The sequence below is a fragment of the Clostridioides sp. ES-S-0005-03 genome (genome assembly GCF_020658455.1).
Classification (GTDB): Bacteria; Bacillota; Clostridia; order Peptostreptococcales; family Peptostreptococcaceae; genus Clostridioides.
Genome location: NZ_JACVWI010000001.1, coordinates 1,181,722 through 1,200,367 on the forward strand (window position 1 = coordinate 1,181,722; position 18,646 = coordinate 1,200,367).

Sequence of the window (18,646 nt, forward strand, 5' to 3'; positions counted from 1 at the left end):
TATAAATTAAAATAAGTTTATATCTTAATTAAAAACATTAAAAAAGAGCCTTAAAATTAGGCTCTAATAATTTATTTTAAAATCAATGAACTCTAGCATCTTTTAATTTAGATAATATCATCCAAGTTCCTACACAATCAATTTCCAGCTGTTTCTCTATTTCATCATATAACATTTCTTGATATGATGTATTTAAAACAACATTTTCAACAAGTTTAGAAATTTCTTCTTCTACGAAGTCGATTTCTATTTGATTCTTCATTTCCTTAAAAAATACCCTTGCTTTTCTCTGACTTATTGAACGACCCTCAAAGCTGACTAAACATTCTAAAATGTTATTATCTCCTCTAAAATTATTTACTGCTCTCATATTATTTAGATTTCCAGCCAAAACATCATCCCCTTAGTTAATTTTATATTTTACAAGTAAAGTTTCATAATATTATAATAACTACTTATTAAATATCTTTCAACAGGTATGACATAACTGGTTGTTTAACATGTAAAACTAGTCTAAAATCTGTATAAAATACTTACTTATTCATTTCCATAAAAACTTTTTCAGGTGTAATAGGAAGTGTATTTACTCTAACCCCAACACCATTAAAAACAGCTTCTTGTATTGCTGGTAAAGGTGTATTTATAACAACCTCTCCAACAGATTTAGCTCCAAAAGGTCCTGTTGGCTCATAGTTTTCAACAAAATCAACTTCCACATTTCCAATATCACATCTAGCTGGAATCTTATATTGCATAAATGTGTTTGTATCCATGTTACCTTTTTCTGTATATCTAACTTCTTCAAACATTGCCATTCCAATACCTTGAACAATTCCACCTTCAACCTGTATCTTTGCTAAGTTTTTATTTATAACTGTTCCACAGTCCACTATGGCTACATAATTTAATAAGTCAACTTTTCCAGTTTCTTTATCAATTTCAGTTTCTGCAAAACCAGCTATAAAAGGTGGTGGTGATACTGGACTACCATGAGATGCGAGACCTATTAATTGATTAGTATTTGGTCCAATTGTAGAGTCAACTGCTATGTCAAATAACGAAGTACTGCATTCTTTACTAGTTAATTTTATACCATCAAATTCTAATTCGTCTTTATCTACACCTAGTTTAGTTGCTCCAGCAGATATTATTTTATCCCTTAAATCCTGAGCTGCCTTAACTACTGCCATCCCAGTTACATAAGTGGTACTTGAAGCATATGAACCTGGGTCATATGGGACCAAATCTGTATCTGCTGATATAACTGTTATATTTTCAATACTTGTCTCAAGAATTTCAGCAGCCATTTGAGCTAGAATTGTGTCACTTCCTGTACCCATATCAGTAGAACCTATCATAAGTGTATAGTCTCCACAGTCATTTAGTTTTATTTCAGCTGAAGATTTATCAAGCCCTTGTATACCAGAACCCTGCATAGTAATTGCCATACCCACACTTCTAACTTTTCCATTTTCAAGATGCTTACAAGGATATTTTTCATCCCATCCGATAAGTTCTTTCCCTTTATTTATACATTTTACTAAGTCTACACTATTTAAAGTTTTTCCATATGCAAAGGTAGTTTCACCTTGTGTTACTACATTTTTTAATCTCAAGTCCGTTGGGTCCATTTTTAATTTGTCAGCTAACATGTTTATAGTTGATTCAACAGCGAAACAGCCTTGAGAAGCTCCATACCCTCTAAGTGCACCTGCTGGCATTTTATTAGTATAAACTACATCTGCGATAAATCTTGTTGCCTCAACCTTATTATACATTGGTAAAGTCTTTTCCCCAACTAAGCCAATAGTTGTAGAAGCATGTTCTCCATATGCTCCTGTATCTGAAAGTGCATTTATATCGATAGCCTTTATTATTCCATCATTAGTAGCACCTAGTCGAACTTTTAGTTTCATTGCATGTCTACTAGTCGAACAATTAAAAGTTTCTTTTCTATCATATATTATTTTAGCTGGCTTACCTGTTTTTAAAGTTACAATAGCTGAAAAAATCTCAACACAAGCAGTTTGTTTACCACCAAAGCCACCACCAATTCTAGGTTTTATAACTCTAATTTTACTAGCTGGTAGTTCTAATGCACGGGATAGATGTCTTTTAACATGAAATGGTATTTGAGTTGAACTTACTACAACTAGTCTTCCAGCATGATCTAAATAGTTATATGATCTATACGTCTCCATCATTGCATGGGCTTGAGCTTGAGTATAATATGTTTCTTCAATCACTATGTCACAATTACTTAATACTTCTTCTATATCACCTTTTGTATAGTCATGATGTGACACTATATTCTTTTCTCTCTGCATACCTATTTCAAAATTACAATGTCTATCTTCATCATGTACTATAGTTTTATTTCCGATTGCCTCTTCAAAATTCAAAACAGGTGTTAGTACTTCATAATTTACCTTTATAAGATTCATTGCTTTAACTGCACTTTTTTCATCTATAGCTGCAACTATGGCTACCTCATCACCAACATATCTCACAACATCTTCAAGAATTAGCCTATCATAAGGTGATGGCTCTGGATAGGTTTGACCAGCAAGTGTAAATCTAGATTTTGGTACATCTTTATATGTTAAAATACATTCAACACCATCAACCATTTCTGCCTTTGATGTATCTATATCTTTTATCTTTGCATAAGCATAAGGGCTTCTAAGTATCTTTACTATTAAAGCATCTTTTGCTGCTAAATCATCAGTATATACAGGTTTTCCTGTTGTTATACTCATTCCATCTATTTTTTCAATTCCTTTTCCAACTATATTCATATTCTACTTTACCTCCAGATAAGTTTTGATAGCTCTTAACTGTCCCATATATCCTGTACATCTACATAAATTTCCTGTTAAATAATGTTTTATTTCTTCGTCTGTAGGGTTCTTAAGCTCATCTTTCATTGCAAGTACAGTAAGTATAAAGCCAGGAGAGCAGAAACCACATTGTTCAGCTCCTTCTTTTACCAAAACTTCACTAAATTCTTTAACTTCATTTTCTAAACCTTCAATTGTAGTTATCTCTTTATTTAAAACTCTCAAGGTTAATGTCGCACAAGATAATGTAGGTTTCTTATCTATTAAAACTGTACAGAGACCACAACAACCTGTATCACAACCCCTTTTTACACTTAAATTGCCAACTTTTCTTAAGGTATCAACCAAATATTCTTCTGGCTCTATATCAATATTTTTCATTTTTCCATTTATATTAAGCTTTACTAACATTAAATAACCTCCATTATAGCTCTTTTTAAAAGTACTTTACTCATAGCTTTTCTATAGTCTTTAGATGCTCTCATATTAGAACCAAATGTTAATTCCTCTGAAGCTATTTCTATTGCCCTATCTATATTAGCTTTATTAATTTCATTATTAGATAAAAATTCACTAGCTTTTTTTGCAATCATAGCTTTTTGAGGTCTTGCTCCTACACATAACTTAAACTTCTTACCATCTTTTGAAACAGACACATTCAAAATAGGGTAATCACTTTTTGCATTTCTCAATGACTTATAAGAGGCTTTTTTATTTTCCTTCTTTATATACACCTTAGTCAATAAGTCCTTCCCATAATCTCTATCTAAAAACTCTTCAAGGCTAATTCTCCCACCCTTATATAACTCTACTTCTGTATCTAATGAAAGCAATGCCACTATCAAATCAGAAAACCCATATTTAGAAAAGACTGTTGCACCAACTGTTACTACATTTCTAAACTGAATTCCTATTATATCTTTAACTGAATCTTCTATTATTTTACCAAAATTATCTTTTATTATTGAACTTGTTTCCAATGTTCTAAAAGTAGTCATAGAACCAATTTCAACATACTCTTTATCTTCTTTTATATAATCTAGGTTTAGGTTAGATAACTCTATTCCTGTTCCTATTCTTTTTTTCCCCATTCTTAAAAAAGCACTTCCACCAATTACTTGATTAGTTTTTCTTTTATTTAAAATTGAGTACGCTTCTTCCACTGTATCTGGTTGTACAATATCTATAACCGTAAACATAAATTTCCTCCCTTATTCGCTATTCTTATTTTAAATACAACTAATTATATCACAGCTTCAACAAATTTTGATAATAAATATATGCAATATGTAAATTATGTAAATTCATTTTTACATAAAAAATAGCTACTTCAATAATTATCACTAGATAACCTTAAAATAGCCATTATTATGTATCCTTTAAAGTGAAAAACTAAAAAGTTGATACCTTTTCGCTTATATTTATCACTTCTTCTTCTAATAATCCAAGTTTTTTAGCTACCAATTTTGTAGTGCTTCCTTGTATTACTAATGTAATTAATATAGACATAAATACTACTGATGAAATTACTTCATATCCAGGAACTTTCATTGCTGAAATAATACCACAAAGTGCAGCTGGGATTACACCAGTTTCTCTTACCCACATCATGAACAATATTTCATTTTTACTCCATTTTGCTTCTCTGTCTGCAAGTGCACATACTAAGACACAAATTGGTCTTGCTATAAACATTAATACTAGCACTGCAATTACAGATGGTACAAAATATTTACCTAACTGAGCCAAATTAACTTGACTACCTAATATTATGAATATCGCCATACGACAAATAGTTCCTAAAGTCTCAGCAACATAAAAATCTGCATCATAAGATTTTTGGCTTAACCATATTTTAAAGTTTTTCTTGTTACCAGTTATTATACCTACAATAAAGCAAGACATATATCCACTTCCGCCTAATTTTGTAGATAATTCATATGCAACCACAACTGAAATAACAGATATTATTGGTGCAAAATCTTTAAATATACCATATGGCTTATCATTAACCAATTTCAAAAGCAGTATTCCTGTAATTAGACCAACTACAATTCCTACAACAACCATTGTACCTAATTCATAAATATTGGCACTTAAAGAAAACTTATTTGATAAAATTACAGCTAACACTGCTGATGTTAATATAGCTCCTGTTGCATCATTAAAAGCTGATTCACTTATTACAGTTTGTTTTACTCTATCCTTTATCTTTACTTGATTAAATATAGGTACAAGAGTAGCAGGGTCTGTTGATGCTATTATAGTTCCTGCTAATAAAGCAGTCATTGCACTTACTCCAAAAGTAAATCCTATTACTTGTTGCATTATAAAAGCAGATATCACTACTCCTACAGTAGCTAGTAAAAATACAGATATCTTTACATTTCTCAAAACTTTTAAACTTATTTCTTTTCCACCTAAATATAATATAAATGCAGAACCAAATGTAAGTATCAGTTGATTCTCTATTTGGAATCCACGAATATCTATAAATTTCAAAAATGATGGTCCTATTAAAATACCTACAAGTAAAAATAATACAACATCTGGAACTTTTACGATTTCGCTAAGTTTGCTGCAAATTATTCCAGTTATACTCACAATAGCAAAAATTATCAATAAATTATTGCTGGCAATTGTATGTATAGATGATTCCATGTCAGTCTCTCCTCCTAATATGCATGTATACAACATATTCATTTATTCATTTTACTATACAATTATAGCACAGAAATAAATGTTATCAATCATATTTTTTATCACTTGCAACTTTACCTTCATTTTTGACAATTAAATAACGCTCATATAATTTTATCTTTTTTTTCTTGCCAAGAAAAGGTTGATTTTGTCAAGTTTTATGCATCTATAAAATAACGTTGTCCCCCATACAGGTGCATTTTAGACGATTTTCGACTTTTTTTATCATTAAAATAAGTTTAAATTTAACAATAAAACATCTCATTATATTATTTTTTTAAAACACACCATTTTCAACTACTTCATTAACTTGGACGATTGATTTTTTTCTTATCTATTCTATCTCCAAGCATACTACCTATATTTTTACTTGGATATAGTTCTTCAGCAATTTCGATTTTATTATCACTATTTTTTTTAATATTAGAATTACTCATTTGTTTTTCATTTTCTTTATTTTGTTTCATATTTTCTCCTTTTCTAAATAATATAGAGTTTGTATTTATTACTTATTATTTCAAATTTCTATAATTTTAATCAAAAAAGGGAAATATCTCAATACAATACAGCTTATTTTAGCAGTATATTTATATTTAGAATTTCCCTAATAATAATTTTATCGATTAAATTTTACAAACTAAGTAATTTATATTTCTTTTTATTTTCTAATAATTAAACTTTTTCAATAACTTCTCCTAAACTAGAATTACTTTTGTTATCATGTTTCCAGTTATTCAATGTATAATGTGTTCTGAATGTAAACAATCCTGAAATTATTAATAACATATAATATACAAATCCACTATACAAAAGCACTGAATATCCCAATAATTCTTTTGGAATTATGTTTGAGAACATGGTAAAAAATGTAACTTCATTTGCTCCAACATTTCCTGGTGTTGGAACTGGTGATATTGCCATGTATAAAAATACTTGCAATGTCATTATATGTATATATGATACTCCTTTTAAATTTGAAGCTTTATACACACAATAAACTATACTAAAGTATGCTATAAGTTGTAGTGCAGTAAGCAATATGCTTAAAAATAAAATCCTTACATTTTTGATAAATATTTTTATAGAATAATTGTAGTCATCAATATAATGATTTATTCTATCTCTTTTTAAATCTAAAAATTTAAATGCTTTAAATTTAGATAAAAAATTAATCAAAACCTCTGCTATCATTTTTACTTGCTTAGGACTAAATACTATTAAGAGTCCTCCTAATAGCATGCTTACATTCATGGTCATCCCAGCGGCGATTAAAACTCTAACTGAATGCACTTGTTCCATTAATAATGACTTATTCAATAAAATTAAAATTCCACAAAATATAGTAACTGTACTTTGAAATACAACTGTCTTATTAGTAACTATGGCTACAGATTTACTGAGACTAACATCATACTTTGTAAGTGCATATATTTGCATTGGCTGACTCCCAGATGCAAAGGGAGTAACTAAATTATAATAAAATCCCATTGTAGCCATTTTGATACCTATAAATTTTACTTTTGTTTTTTGAACTGCATTTATTATCAAATGTGTCACAATAGATTCAATTATCATATATATTAACATTATTAGTATGCCAAGAAATATATAGGTTTTATTTACTAGACTTATAATTTTAGGTATTAGTTTTACATCTAAAGTGGTTGATACTAAATAAGTAGTAATACATATCAAAAATATCAGAAATCCATATTGAATAAAATCTTTCTCTTTTTTGGATAATTTTCTCATTTATTTTCTCCTAAATTTTTTCATATCACTATACAATAGTATACTACTTAGCATATTCTTTGCAATACTTTAAAAAATAAGTCTATTTTTAACACAAATATATCTATAAATTTTTAAATATTTTTACTCCTTTAGTGGAAATAATTCTCCATAGCATAAAGTCTAATATAAGTGTAAGCACACTTGCTAAAATCAAATATATATTTAGAAATGAAACTTTCAATAACATATATGTGCCTCCAAGTATAACTATATAAATTAATGATACTAATATTGTAACTATCATACTTGCACTTCTTTTTACTACCGCCACTTCATTTTTCCAATCAAGGTTTGGATAAAGTAAATTTGATAACAATCCCATTAAAGCTACAAACATTGACATAGTTACAATCAAGCAACTTGCTACCATCACGAACTGAATTTCAAAGTTTAGTTTTATAGACACTAATATTAGACATAAAACAGATAATGGTGCATTTAATAAAAAATTCATCAATATTTTTGACCAAAATATCTCCCTTTCATCTATTGGAGAAGACTTTAGTATCCATAGATTCTTTCCTTCAAAAGAAATTGAACAATATGTTGTGCAGTTCATTACTATTATAAATAGAAACGCACCTAATAACTGTATTTTTATAATACTAAAATCTATATTCATTTTTAGTAACTCACCTATTTTATCAGCTCCAAATGCCAACACACCGATTGTAGCCACTATTAAAAATAACAGACCAATAGATGAATTCAAAAAGTAAATAAATGAAGAAGTATATCTTCTAAATTCTTTTTTCAATAGAGCCTTTGAGGGTGTTGAAATTTTTTGACTTTTAAATTTATAGTTTTTAGTCTTATAACTTTCACCCATTCTAGCATTTATCTTTGTAAATCCTTTTGCAAACAGAGTCACAAAGATAAAGAATGGTATTAATGATGTTGCCATAAACATTAAAAATGAAACTATACTTCCAGTTTTAAGAGCATCAACAAAATAGTATATAGGTGGATATATTTTATTAATTGTTTCTGAAATAGATGCACTATTTTTTAATAACTCAACTGATATAGAGTTTAATTTTGACAGAAGTACAGTATAAGCCAAAATTAATATTACATTACCTATGATTAACACTAAATTTTTATATTTTAGCCTTGATGATAGCTGTCCTATAAATAAGAAAATTATTGATGAAACAACTATTGGTAGTAATGGCAGAGCCAAAAATAATAATATTAAGTAAGGAAAATAGGTTATACTTACATTGGCATTAAAAAAATAAACTACTGCTGGTATAATCATACACACTGAAGAAAACAAATAATTAGTTCCAACTAACATTAATATTTTACTAGCCAATATAGTAGATTCTTTTATTGGCAAACTAGTTAATAACTCTAAATCCTTCGCTTGAAATAGATATGATGAAGTTTTATATAATGATGTAACAATTGCCATTACTGTTGATAATCCAAAGCCAAACACAAGCAACATTTCCATTTGATTTATTTGTTTTAAAATATCAACTAGAGAAAGACTTAAACTTGTTACATAAAATATTAATAGCCCTACTACAACAACTATTGAAAACATCATTCCTATTATTTTTTGTTTTTCTTTGCTGTCTATATTTTTTAAAGCATTCAATTTAAACTCATTTATTATATTAGTTTTTATTAATATACTTAGATTACTCATAATTTATCATACCTCACTTTAGACATTATATTCTGTAAAAATAGCATTTTATTTTTCTATTAATTCCATAAAAATATTTTCAAGAGAATTGTTTCCTTTCACTTCTTCAGTAGTTCCATAAGCAATTATATTTCCATCTTTTATTATGGCAATCTTATCACAGATTTTTTCAGCAACTTCTAATACATGCGTTGAGAAAAATATACAACCACCTTTTTTACAAAACTCCTTCATTATTTCCTTTAATATAAAGGAAGCTTTTGGGTCAAGACCTACAAAAGGTTCATCAAGAATTAGAATTTTAGGATTATGGATTAAAGCTGAAATTATAGCTAGTTTTTGTTTCATTCCATGTGAATACGAAGATATTAAATCTCCTAATGCCCTATTAATTTCAAATTTATTTGAATAGTATTTTATTAATTCCTCTCTTTCATTTTTATCTACCTCAAATATATCTGCTATAAAATTAAGGTATTGTATTCCAGTTAGAGCTTCATATAAATCTGGATTATCAGGAATATACGCCATTTCCTTTTTGCACTCAACAGATTGTTTTTTTATAGATTTAGAGTTTATAAGTATTTCTCCTCCCTCAAAATCATGTATCCCAACAATTGCTTTAATAGTAGTAGTTTTTCCTGCACCATTATGACCTATAAAGCCAAAAATCTCTCCATCATTTACCTCAAATGAAATATTATTTACTACCTTTTTATTTTTATATGATTTAGATACATTACTTATCTTTAACATAATTTCCCTCCATGTTATATATTATAGTTTTAATACTTGTTATATATAATATATAACAAGTATTAAGCAATTGCAACTACAATTTGCTAAATTTTTAAATTTAAGTATTAGACAATTGTAAAAATACTGAACTCAATATAAATATACAAAAAACATCTATATTTACTTCTAAATTGCACATAATTATAAAATAATGTATAGTTCGATTTGACTAAACAATGTATAATAAGAAATAGTTAACTACAATAATATAAGTTTTTAATAGAAGGAGCAAAAGATGAACACATTTGAACAATTAAAGATAAGTTCTACTCTAATAAATGGACTTAAAAAACAAGACATAACTTCTCCAACAGAAGTTCAGTCACTTGTTATAGAAAATATAATGCAAAATAAAGATTTATTAATCAACTCACAAACTGGAACAGGAAAAACACTTGCATATGTTTTACCTATATTTGAAAGAATTGATACATCAAAAAGAGAAACTCAGGCTCTTATACTTGCACCAACACATGAATTAGTAATGCAAATTACAAATCAAATTGAATTATTAGCAAAAAACTCAGAAACTCCTTTGACTTCACTATCCTTAATTGGAGAAGTTAATATACAAAAACAAATAAAAAATATAAAGGCTATAAAACCACATATAGTAATAGGAACTTGTGGAAGAGTTTTAGACTTAATAAAGCAGAAGAAGTTAAAATCACACAACATAAAAACTATCGTTTTAGATGAAGTGGACAATTTGTTGAATGGTAAAAACATAACTTGTGTAGAAGACATAATAAAAACTACATTAAGAGATAGACAAATCATAGGTTGTTCTGCAAGTCTTACAGATAGTACTATAAAAATTTGTGATAAATTTATGAAAGAATTTGAATTAATAAAAACAAAAGAAAAGTCACAGATAAATCCTAATATAAATCATACATATATGTTAGGGGAAATAAGAGATAAATTTAATTTTCTTAGAAAAACATTAGCTGCTACAAACCCAAAAAGAGCTATTGTATTTGTAAACAATGAAAAAAACATAGATGTTATAGTATCAAAATTAAACTATCATAATTATAAAGCAATTGGAATATTTGGAAATATGCCAAAAGAGGATAGAAAAAATGCAATAAATAAATTTAAACTTGGAAAAGCAAAAATTTTAGTTACAACAGATTTATCTGCTCGTGGACTTGATATAGTAGATATAAGCCATGTTTTTAATTTAGATTTTCCAAATAGTAAAAATGAATATCTGCATAGATGTGGTAGAACTGCTAGAGGAAACCGAAGTGGAGATACTATTTCAATAATAACAAAAAAAGAATTAGATATTATAAAAGAATTGCAAAAAGAATTTAATATAACAATTGTGCCTAAAACCTTAGAAAAGGGAAAATTAGTAGATATATCTAAGTAATACAAAAAAATAAGAACTGTAACTTCTTCTCAAAATAGATTAGAAATTACAGTTCTTTATTTTATTGAATTAAATTTTTAAACAATATCTATTATAATAGCCAAAGTTTTATTATAAATAATATAGCAAGAACAATCATTACTACTGAAACATGTTTCTTATCTTCAGCCTTTTTAGCTCCAAATATGTTGTAAAATACATTTACAAAAACATAAGTTAATATACCTAGAGTTAAACCATCACCTATACTATAAGTTAATGCCATACAAGCAATAGTAACGAAAGCTGGAACACCTTCAGTTATATTGTCAAACTCAATATCTTTAACTGTACCAAGCATCAAGTACCCAACATAAATTAAAGCTGGTGCTGTAGCACATGATGGAATTGCTATAAATACAGGAGAGAAAAACATTGCAACTAAGAATAAAACACCCACTGTTACTGCTGTCCATCCAGTTCTACCACCTGCAATAACTCCTGTTGAACTCTCAACATAAGTTGTAACTGTAGATACTCCAAGCCCTGCACCTACTGTAGTTGCAACTGCATCTGTAAGCAAAGCTCTACCTACATTAGGAACATTTCCTTTTTCATCTAGCATATTTGCTTTAGAGCAAACCCCTACTAATGTACCTACTGTATCAAAGAAATCAACAAATAAGAATGTACAAACTATTACAAAGAAACCACCTATATTTGTTGGATGTAATACATATCCTAAATCTATTTTACCTGCTATCGGTGCTAAACTTTCAAACTTGAATATTCCACTAGGTAAGTATATACCTAATTTTTGTGCATATTCTGGATTCATAAATGCAAATCCCCAAGCAAGTAATGAACTTACTACTATTCCAAAAAGGATAGAACCTTTAACTCTTTTTTTATCTAATACTGCTACAATTATTAATCCTATGCAAGCTATTATTACTGCTGGAGTAAATTTCCCCATCTTTATAAGAGTAGCTTGATCTCCAATTACGATTCCACAATTAACTAAACCTATAAGTGCAATAAATATACCTATACCACCTGTAACAGCAAGCTTCATATTCTTTGGTATTGCATTTACAACAGCTTCACGAACTCCACTTACTGATAATATTATAAAAATGATACCTTCTACAAATACCGCTGTAAGAGCTACTTCCCAAGGAACCCCCATTTGTAAGACTACTGTGTATGCAAAAAATGCATTAAGACCCATACCTGATGCTAAAGCAAAAGGAAGATTTGCAACCATTCCCATTAAAATACATCCAAATGCTGCTGCTAGACATGTCCCTGTAACAAGAGCACCTGCTGGCATCCCTGTTGCTGATAAAATGTTTGGATTTACAGCTATTATATAAGCCATAGTTAAAAAAGTAGTTACACCAGCAATTACTTCTTTCTTCATGTCGACATTTTTATTAGTCAAAATTGGAAAAAGTTTCTGCATGGTACTACTGTTTGTTGTTTGCATAACAACACCTCCTATTAAATTTTACAAAAAAACGACGCAGTAACTAATAAGCTGAGTCGTATCCTTCATAATTTAGTTAAATAAATATTTATTTAACTAAATAATAGTATACATAGTCAGAATATTTACGGTATTCCGGTAGAAACTTATGACCCGTATTGTCAAAATTATATGTTATACAATATAAAACATGAATTTTTCTTTACGAATATTATTTTAATTTATATAGTTAATTTTGTCAATATATGCGTATATATTAGAATAAATTTGTATTAATATTCGATTATATTAAATGTTAATTTTCTATATCTACGTCATACTTATATTCTTTACATTTTTATAAAATATATGATTATTTAATACAATTTATTTATAGTACAGATATAAAGTTTATGTTAAGATTATATTATATTTATTATAGCAAATTGATAATTAATAATTTTTAAATTTGGAGGAATAAGGGTGAAAGATTTAACTACAGGTCATGAGGGAAAATCTATATTCTTTTTTGCTATGCCTATGCTTATTGGTAGTTTATTTCAACAACTATACAATACTGCTGATAGTATTATAGTTGGTAGATTTATTGGTAAAGAAGCTATGGCAGCAGTCTCAGGTGCTAACCCTATAATGTTTTTGCTTGTAGCAATGCTTATGGGTGTCAGTCTTGGTTTTTCTATTTTAATTTCACAGTTTTATGGTTCAGGAGATTTAAAAAAAGTAAAAGCTACTATTGATACTACATATATACTTTTATTTATTGGCTCTATATTGATAAGTGTTATTGGAATAGTATTTGGAGGTCCTATGCTTAAGCTTATGAATACTCCAGAATCAGTTTTTAATCAATCAAAACTGTATCTTACTATAATATTTGGTGGAATCTTATTTTCTGCTGGATATAATTCAGTAAGTGCAATACTTAGAGGACTTGGAGATTCAGTAACTCCACTTTATTTTTTAATAATAGCCACAATTTTAAATATAGTTTTAGATTTAACTTTTATTGTTGTCTTGAAAATGGGAGTTGAAGGTGTTGCACTTGCCACTATAATGGCTCAAGCAGTATCATTTATAATTAGCATAATATATTTAAATAAAAAACATGAAGTACTTAAATTTAAGATTAAAGGAATTGTATATGACAATAAAATATTTAAAGATGGTCTTAGATTAGGACTTCCAAGTGGAGTTCAACAGATGTTATTTTCAATTGGCAACATGGCTCTTCAATTTTTAGTTAATGGTTATGGTACATCTGCCATGGCAGCTTTTGGAGCTGGTCTTAGAATAGAAAACTTTATAAGCTTACCTATCATGAACCTTGGTTCTGCTGTTTCCACTTTTGTTGCTCAAAATATAGGTGCTGGAGAAAATGAAAGGGTTAGAAAAGGAATTCGTGAATCTATAAAAATGGCTTTAATTCTATCAATTGTTGTCGTTGCCTTAATCTTATTATTTAGAGAAAACTTAATTTCTCTATTTAATACAGACAAAGATGTCATTAAAATTGGTTCTTCTTACTTATTTATAATAGGACCTTTTTTCTTATTTATTGGTACTTCCTTTGTACTTTCAAGTGCAATGAAAGGTGCTGGTGATTCTATGTTTGCTTTGATGAGTTCAGTCGTATCTTTATGGCTTGGAAGAATTCCTGCTTCTTATTTATTTTCTAGATTATTTGGAACAGATGGAATTTGGATGGGTATACCTTTTGGTTGGACTTTAGGTCTTATTGTTACAGTCATCTATTATAAAAAAGGTTATTGGAAAACTAAAGCTATTGTAAATCATAGAATTAATGAATAATCTTTTAATAAAATGTATTCACCTTCATTATGATATAATAAATTATGGAGGTGGATACAAAAAATGGATATTATTCTTAAACCAAAACAATTTTGCATGACTATTATGGTTACTATAATTCTTTACTTCTTTCTAAATTATAGTTTCAATATAAAATTTTCTATATGCTTATCGTTTTTAACTATCTTAATATGGGCTGTAGACTCTGTTGAAAAAACTGTAGTTGCACTAGTCTTTGTAATATTAGCTTTTATTTTTAATATTGCACCTTTGAAAGTCATTTTACAATTTTTATTTACAGAAAATTTTTATATAATAATCCTTGCTTACATAATTACTAATGCAGTTGCAAAGACAGGTGTTGCAAAAATTATTTCTGAAAAATTAATTTTAAATACTGTAGATACCCCTAAAAAAATGATTTTTTTATCATATATTTTAGGTGTATTATTAATATTTTTCATACCACAGCCATTTCCAAGAGTCATTCTTGTGTCAGCTTTTTATAAAGAATTTTTTAAAGAACAACACTTAGCTGATGATTCAAAATCTATACTTCTCTTTAGTATATTTACAGCATCTACATTTACATCAATGTTTTTTGTAAATGGAGATACTCTTTTAAACTATGTAGTCCTAGAACTTGGAAATTGTAATATAAACTGGGGGCAGTGGGCTTTTTATATGTCTGTTCCAACTATAATTACTTGTTTTATAACTTATTTTTTATTTATAATTGTTTTTAAAAAAGAATTATCTTTAATAAAATTTACTTCTTATGATAATCTTAATTCTAATAAATTTCAATTTTCATATTCTAATCTAAAAAAAGAATTTTGTTTATTAAGTGATGAACAAAAACATGTATTTTTATGTTTAGGAATAATGTTTTTTATGTTCTTAACTCAATTTATTCATAATTTAAATACACTAATTATAATGTCTATTTGTGTACTTCTTTTGTTGTTAAAAGGAATAATTGGTTTCAATACTTTAAAAGAAATAAATTGGAAAGTTCTCATTTTTTTTGTAGCAGCGTTTTCAATTGGAGGAGTACTAAAGTATTCTGGAGTTGTTGATATAATGGGAAACTATTTAATAAAATTAATTCCAAACTCTTCAAAAACTATTTCAATATTATTTTTAATAACCCTGACAATAATACTGAATATATGCCTTGGAAGTGCTGTCACTACATCCTCCGTGGTGATACCATTACTTGGAAGTTTACATATATTGAAAGAAAATAGTATTGTTCTTTGCCTTTTTGTTTATATTGTAGTAAGTATACAATACATATTGCCTTTTCATCATGCAACAATAATGGTTGGACATGGTGAGAATCTATATAATAGTAAGGTTATTTTTAAGTATGGTTTGACTTTAATTCCTTTAACCTATTTTATAATAATCTGTATAACCTTCCCTTGGTGGAGATTTATAGGTCTAGAAGTTTAACAAAGATGAAAATATGAATTTTCTTTTTAATAATTTAGAACATTATTATCTTAAGTTAATTCATATTTTCATCTTTTTTATAAAAATCTATTTATAAAATTGCATAAAAACTAATTTTTTATTCTAAAATTAAATGTTATTTGTTTTGCTACCTTTTCCAAAAGTATTTTCCCAATCTTCTATAAACTTATCAACACTCCAATCTGTCAATGGATGATTCATCATGGATTTACAAATATCATATGGCACTGTAACACTGTGTACTCCACACTTCATTAATTCTATAACCTGTTGTGCATTTTTAAAACTAGCAGCAAGTACCTTTGTATCCATATTATAAGTATCTATTATTTTTATAAGCTCTGAAACCACAGATACACCATCCCCAGATATATTATCAAGTCTGTTTACATAAGGTGCAACATAATTTGCTCCAGCTTTTGCAGCTAAAAATCCCTGATGAGCAGTAAATATTGCAGTGGCAGTTATTTTTATTCCTTTTTTATGAAGGTCTTTTATAGCTCTTAAACCATCTTGTGTTACAGGTATTTTCACATATATGTTTTCTCTCAAACTACTTATATATAATGCTTCATCTAATATATCTTCATACTTTGTACTTAATACTTGAGCATGTATAGGCATATCTTCACCTATAATTTCACCAATCTCACTTATAAGTTGCTTAAAATTCTTTTTTTCCTTTGAAATAATACTTGGATTTGTTGTTACACCATCAACTGGTAAATAAGTACTTAGCTCTTTAATTTCCTCTATGTTACCTGTATCTAAGATTAGTTGCATTAAAATATCCCCCTTTAAACTTTATTTTTTTATTTTATTTATTCTTATTATATATTGGTTTGGTATTATTTTCAACTTTTTTATTATTGTTTTTTATGTTTTTTTATTGTTTGATTTTGTTGTATATTTTTATAATTTCTTTATTTATTAAGTTTTAAATAAACTATTAAGAATAATATACTTTTTATATTAAATTAATGTTGTATTCCATATTAAAATAGTTGATATTTTATCTTTTATCTTATAATATTTACTATAATACTATATTCAGGAAAAGAGGTAAAAGATGTTTGCGGAAGAAAGGATTCAAGCTATATTAAATATCCTAAAAAAAGAAGGAAGAGTTACTGTAAAAGAACTCAGTTCAAAATTTAATGTTACTGAAGATTGTATAAGAAAAGATTTAAAAAATATAGAAAAAATTTCTTCAATACGAAGAATTTATGGTGGAGCTGTACTAGTCAGAGAAACCCTTGAAAACCAAGATACAAAAGATAGAAAAGAAATTAATATACCAACAAAAAAAATAATAGCAGAAAAAGCATTTAATCTAATTTCAGATAGAGAAACTATATTTTTAGATATATCTACAATCAATATATTGTTGGCTAAACTGTTAGCTGAAAGCAATAAGAAAGTAACATTGGTCACAAATATGCTAGATATACTAAATGTAGTTACTTCAAAGCCCAATAATTTAAATGTAATTTCTACTGGTGGTTTATTAAATCTTAGCTTAGATGGATTTGTTGGTACTCCGACAATAGACTTTATATCAAGATATAAATTTGATAAAACTTTTATGGGCAGTTGTGGTATAGATGTATTTAATTCTTCTCTTACAACATTTGAAATTGAAGATGGACTTACAAAAAAAGCTATAATAAATTCAAGTAAAAAAGTATTTATAGTTATGGAAGATAAAAAATTTAAATTTGATGGAAACTTTAAATTTGCTCATTTAGAAGACATTAGTTCTATAATTACAGAAAAATCACCTACTCCTGACATAGTAAATACTTTATCAGAATTTAATGTGAATGTTTTATAAACTTAATGATATATTTTTCAAATAGATTAAAGAGATAAACCATTATTTTGTAAATATCCTTAAAATCCTTAATTCTATATGATTACAGCAATAATCAAATTTAATATTTAAAATTTTAAAATTGATATGATTTAAATACAACATACTTGAAATAGACTTTCTAAATATAATACAGTTATTTTTAGAAAGCCTATTTCTTCTGTAAAACCTTTTATAGTATTTCTTATCTAAGAACTATTATTGACAATAGTACCTAAATCTATAGACAAAACTTTATTTCATTTCATCTTTCATTTGCTTTTCTAAATCTTTTGCAAATTTCTTTTGCTCATATCTTTCCATCATTTCATCTTTCTTCATTTCTAGGTTTACCATAGCACCTTGAGCGTCATCTTTTAAGTCTTCAGCAGTATTTTTCATTACATAAGCTGTCTTTTTAGCACCTTCTTTTAAATCTTCTTTCATGTTTTTCATATCTCTTTTAAGTCTATCCATCAAAACTACCTCCTCTGTAAATATAATACTTCCTACAGTTATTTTTCCCAAAATGTATATATTTATTTGCTCTATCAAGTATAATTTTTAAGTTATTAAATGTAATTTAAGACTATCTGAATATATAACTTTTAATAAAGATTACCTATTTTTCGTTTTAAAATAAAAATAACATCAAGCATATATACTCTATGCTCGATGTTATTTCTTAAATTCATTGCATTTACTTAAATTCATTGCATTTAATTGTTGGGAATTACTATAATGATGATTTAATTGGAGGATATTAGGTTATATCATCATTATAGCTTGGTGTTATTTTATGGTTTAAAATTTTTTATTTCTATTTACATAATACATTTTTAGTATGAATTTTTTATGATTTTACAAT

Annotated in this window: 16 protein-coding genes and 1 riboswitch; of the genes, 4 read left to right on the plus strand and 12 right to left on the minus strand. The window is 27.4% G+C overall.

Features of this window, described 5'->3' with window-relative positions; genetic code table 11:
- Positions 1 to 82 precede the first annotated feature (82 nt).
- From IC218_RS05670 to IC218_RS05710, 9 genes are all read right to left on the minus strand, one after another.
- Positions 83 to 391, minus strand: coding sequence for a hypothetical protein (locus tag IC218_RS05670; RefSeq protein ID WP_227434746.1), 309 nt, complete (start codon positions 389 to 391; stop codon positions 83 to 85).
- Between the two features lie 142 nt (positions 392 to 533).
- Positions 534 to 2,798, minus strand: coding sequence for a xanthine dehydrogenase family protein molybdopterin-binding subunit (locus tag IC218_RS05675; RefSeq protein ID WP_227434747.1), 2,265 nt, complete (start codon positions 2,796 to 2,798; stop codon positions 534 to 536).
- 3 nt (positions 2,799 to 2,801) lie between these two features.
- Complete coding sequence (locus IC218_RS05680) at positions 2,802 to 3,251, minus strand: (2Fe-2S)-binding protein (RefSeq protein ID WP_227434748.1); 450 nt, start codon at positions 3,249 to 3,251, stop codon at positions 2,802 to 2,804.
- Positions 3,251 to 4,039 (minus strand): FAD binding domain-containing protein, encoded by a 789-nt coding sequence (locus IC218_RS05685; RefSeq protein WP_227434749.1) that lies wholly within the window; start codon positions 4,037 to 4,039, stop codon positions 3,251 to 3,253. Before IC218_RS05685 ends, IC218_RS05680 begins: the two co-directional genes overlap by 1 nt.
- A gap of 193 nt (positions 4,040 to 4,232) precedes the next feature.
- Complete coding sequence (locus IC218_RS05690; protein ID WP_227434750.1) at positions 4,233 to 5,501, minus strand: cation:proton antiporter; 1,269 nt, start codon at positions 5,499 to 5,501, stop codon at positions 4,233 to 4,235.
- 344 nt (positions 5,502 to 5,845) lie between these two features.
- Complete coding sequence (locus tag IC218_RS05695; RefSeq protein ID WP_227482569.1) at positions 5,846 to 6,007, minus strand: DNA polymerase III; 162 nt, start codon at positions 6,005 to 6,007, stop codon at positions 5,846 to 5,848.
- Between the two features lie 205 nt (positions 6,008 to 6,212).
- Positions 6,213 to 7,292 (minus strand): lysylphosphatidylglycerol synthase transmembrane domain-containing protein, encoded by a 1,080-nt coding sequence (locus IC218_RS05700; RefSeq protein ID WP_227434752.1) that lies wholly within the window; start codon positions 7,290 to 7,292, stop codon positions 6,213 to 6,215.
- 103 nt (positions 7,293 to 7,395) lie between these two features.
- Positions 7,396 to 8,991 carry a putative ABC transporter permease subunit gene (locus IC218_RS05705; protein ID WP_227823995.1) on the minus strand — a complete coding sequence of 532 codons (1,596 nt, stop codon included), beginning with the start codon at positions 8,989 to 8,991 and terminating at the stop codon, positions 7,396 to 7,398.
- 48 nt (positions 8,992 to 9,039) lie between these two features.
- On the minus strand, positions 9,040 to 9,747 hold the full coding sequence (locus IC218_RS05710; protein ID WP_227823996.1) for an ABC transporter ATP-binding protein: 708 nt from the start codon (positions 9,745 to 9,747) through the stop codon (positions 9,040 to 9,042).
- Positions 9,748 to 10,024: 277 nt separating this feature from the next.
- Here IC218_RS05710 and IC218_RS05715 point away from each other — a divergent pair, with 277 nt between their 5' ends.
- Positions 10,025 to 11,170: a DEAD/DEAH box helicase gene (locus IC218_RS05715; protein ID WP_227434755.1), complete on the plus strand. Its 1,146-nt coding sequence runs from the start codon at positions 10,025 to 10,027 to the stop codon at positions 11,168 to 11,170.
- A 91-nt stretch (positions 11,171 to 11,261) separates the two neighbouring features.
- Here the strand turns inward: IC218_RS05715 and IC218_RS05720 are convergent, their stop codons facing one another.
- Positions 11,262 to 12,638 carry an NCS2 family permease gene (locus tag IC218_RS05720; RefSeq protein WP_227434756.1) on the minus strand — a complete coding sequence of 459 codons (1,377 nt, stop codon included), beginning with the start codon at positions 12,636 to 12,638 and terminating at the stop codon, positions 11,262 to 11,264.
- A 93-nt stretch (positions 12,639 to 12,731) separates the two neighbouring features.
- Positions 12,732 to 12,834: riboswitch (purine riboswitch) on the minus strand.
- Positions 12,835 to 13,100: 266 nt separating this feature from the next.
- Here IC218_RS05720 and IC218_RS05725 point away from each other — a divergent pair.
- Both IC218_RS05725 and IC218_RS05730 read left to right on the plus strand, forming a co-directional pair.
- Positions 13,101 to 14,447 (plus strand): MATE family efflux transporter, encoded by a 1,347-nt coding sequence (locus tag IC218_RS05725; protein ID WP_227823997.1) that lies wholly within the window; start codon positions 13,101 to 13,103, stop codon positions 14,445 to 14,447.
- 63 nt (positions 14,448 to 14,510) lie between these two features.
- On the plus strand, positions 14,511 to 15,905 hold the full coding sequence (locus IC218_RS05730; protein WP_227434758.1) for an SLC13 family permease: 1,395 nt from the start codon (positions 14,511 to 14,513) through the stop codon (positions 15,903 to 15,905).
- Positions 15,906 to 16,034: 129 nt separating this feature from the next.
- Here IC218_RS05730 and fsa read toward each other — a convergent pair whose 3' ends face one another.
- On the minus strand, positions 16,035 to 16,709 hold the full coding sequence (gene fsa, locus IC218_RS05735; protein WP_227434759.1) for a fructose-6-phosphate aldolase: 675 nt from the start codon (positions 16,707 to 16,709) through the stop codon (positions 16,035 to 16,037).
- A 286-nt stretch (positions 16,710 to 16,995) separates the two neighbouring features.
- Between fsa and IC218_RS05740 the strand changes: the two genes are divergently transcribed.
- The gene (locus IC218_RS05740; protein ID WP_227434760.1) at positions 16,996 to 17,760 is read left to right on the plus strand and encodes a DeoR/GlpR family DNA-binding transcription regulator; all 765 of its coding nucleotides are present in this window, start codon (positions 16,996 to 16,998) and stop codon (positions 17,758 to 17,760) included.
- A 273-nt stretch (positions 17,761 to 18,033) separates the two neighbouring features.
- On the opposite strand, the gene IC218_RS05745 is transcribed toward IC218_RS05740, so the two are convergent.
- Positions 18,034 to 18,255, minus strand: a complete 222-nt coding sequence (locus IC218_RS05745; protein ID WP_227434761.1) for a hypothetical protein — start codon at positions 18,253 to 18,255, stop codon at positions 18,034 to 18,036.
- Positions 18,256 to 18,646 lie beyond the last annotated feature (391 nt).

Excerpts from the sequence above, each read along its gene's own strand:
- IC218_RS05675 (WP_227434747.1), bottom strand. The coding sequence starts at position 2,798 with ATGAATATAGTTGGAAAAGGAATTGAAAAAATAGATGGAATGAGTATA.
- IC218_RS05680 (WP_227434748.1), bottom strand. The coding sequence starts at position 3,251 with ATGTTAGTAAAGCTTAATATAAATGGAAAAATGAAAAATATTGATATA.
- IC218_RS05685 (WP_227434749.1), bottom strand. The coding sequence starts at position 4,039 with ATGTTTACGGTTATAGATATTGTACAACCAGATACAGTGGAAGAAGCG.
- IC218_RS05690 (WP_227434750.1), bottom strand. The coding sequence starts at position 5,501 with ATGGAATCATCTATACATACAATTGCCAGCAATAATTTATTGATAATT.
- IC218_RS05695 (WP_227482569.1), bottom strand. The coding sequence starts at position 6,007 with ATGAAACAAAATAAAGAAAATGAAAAACAAATGAGTAATTCTAATATT.
- IC218_RS05700 (WP_227434752.1), bottom strand. The coding sequence starts at position 7,292 with ATGAGAAAATTATCCAAAAAAGAGAAAGATTTTATTCAATATGGATTT.
- IC218_RS05705 (WP_227823995.1), bottom strand. The coding sequence starts at position 8,991 with ATGAGTAATCTAAGTATATTAATAAAAACTAATATAATAAATGAGTTT.
- IC218_RS05710 (WP_227823996.1), bottom strand. The coding sequence starts at position 9,747 with ATGTTAAAGATAAGTAATGTATCTAAATCATATAAAAATAAAAAGGTA.
- IC218_RS05715 (WP_227434755.1), top strand. The coding sequence starts at position 10,025 with ATGAACACATTTGAACAATTAAAGATAAGTTCTACTCTAATAAATGGA.
- IC218_RS05720 (WP_227434756.1), bottom strand. The coding sequence starts at position 12,638 with ATGCAAACAACAAACAGTAGTACCATGCAGAAACTTTTTCCAATTTTG.
- IC218_RS05730 (WP_227434758.1), top strand. The coding sequence starts at position 14,511 with ATGGATATTATTCTTAAACCAAAACAATTTTGCATGACTATTATGGTT.
- fsa (WP_227434759.1), bottom strand. The coding sequence starts at position 16,709 with ATGCAACTAATCTTAGATACAGGTAACATAGAGGAAATTAAAGAGCTA.
- IC218_RS05740 (WP_227434760.1), top strand. The coding sequence starts at position 16,996 with ATGTTTGCGGAAGAAAGGATTCAAGCTATATTAAATATCCTAAAAAAA.
- IC218_RS05745 (WP_227434761.1), bottom strand. The coding sequence starts at position 18,255 with ATGGATAGACTTAAAAGAGATATGAAAAACATGAAAGAAGATTTAAAA.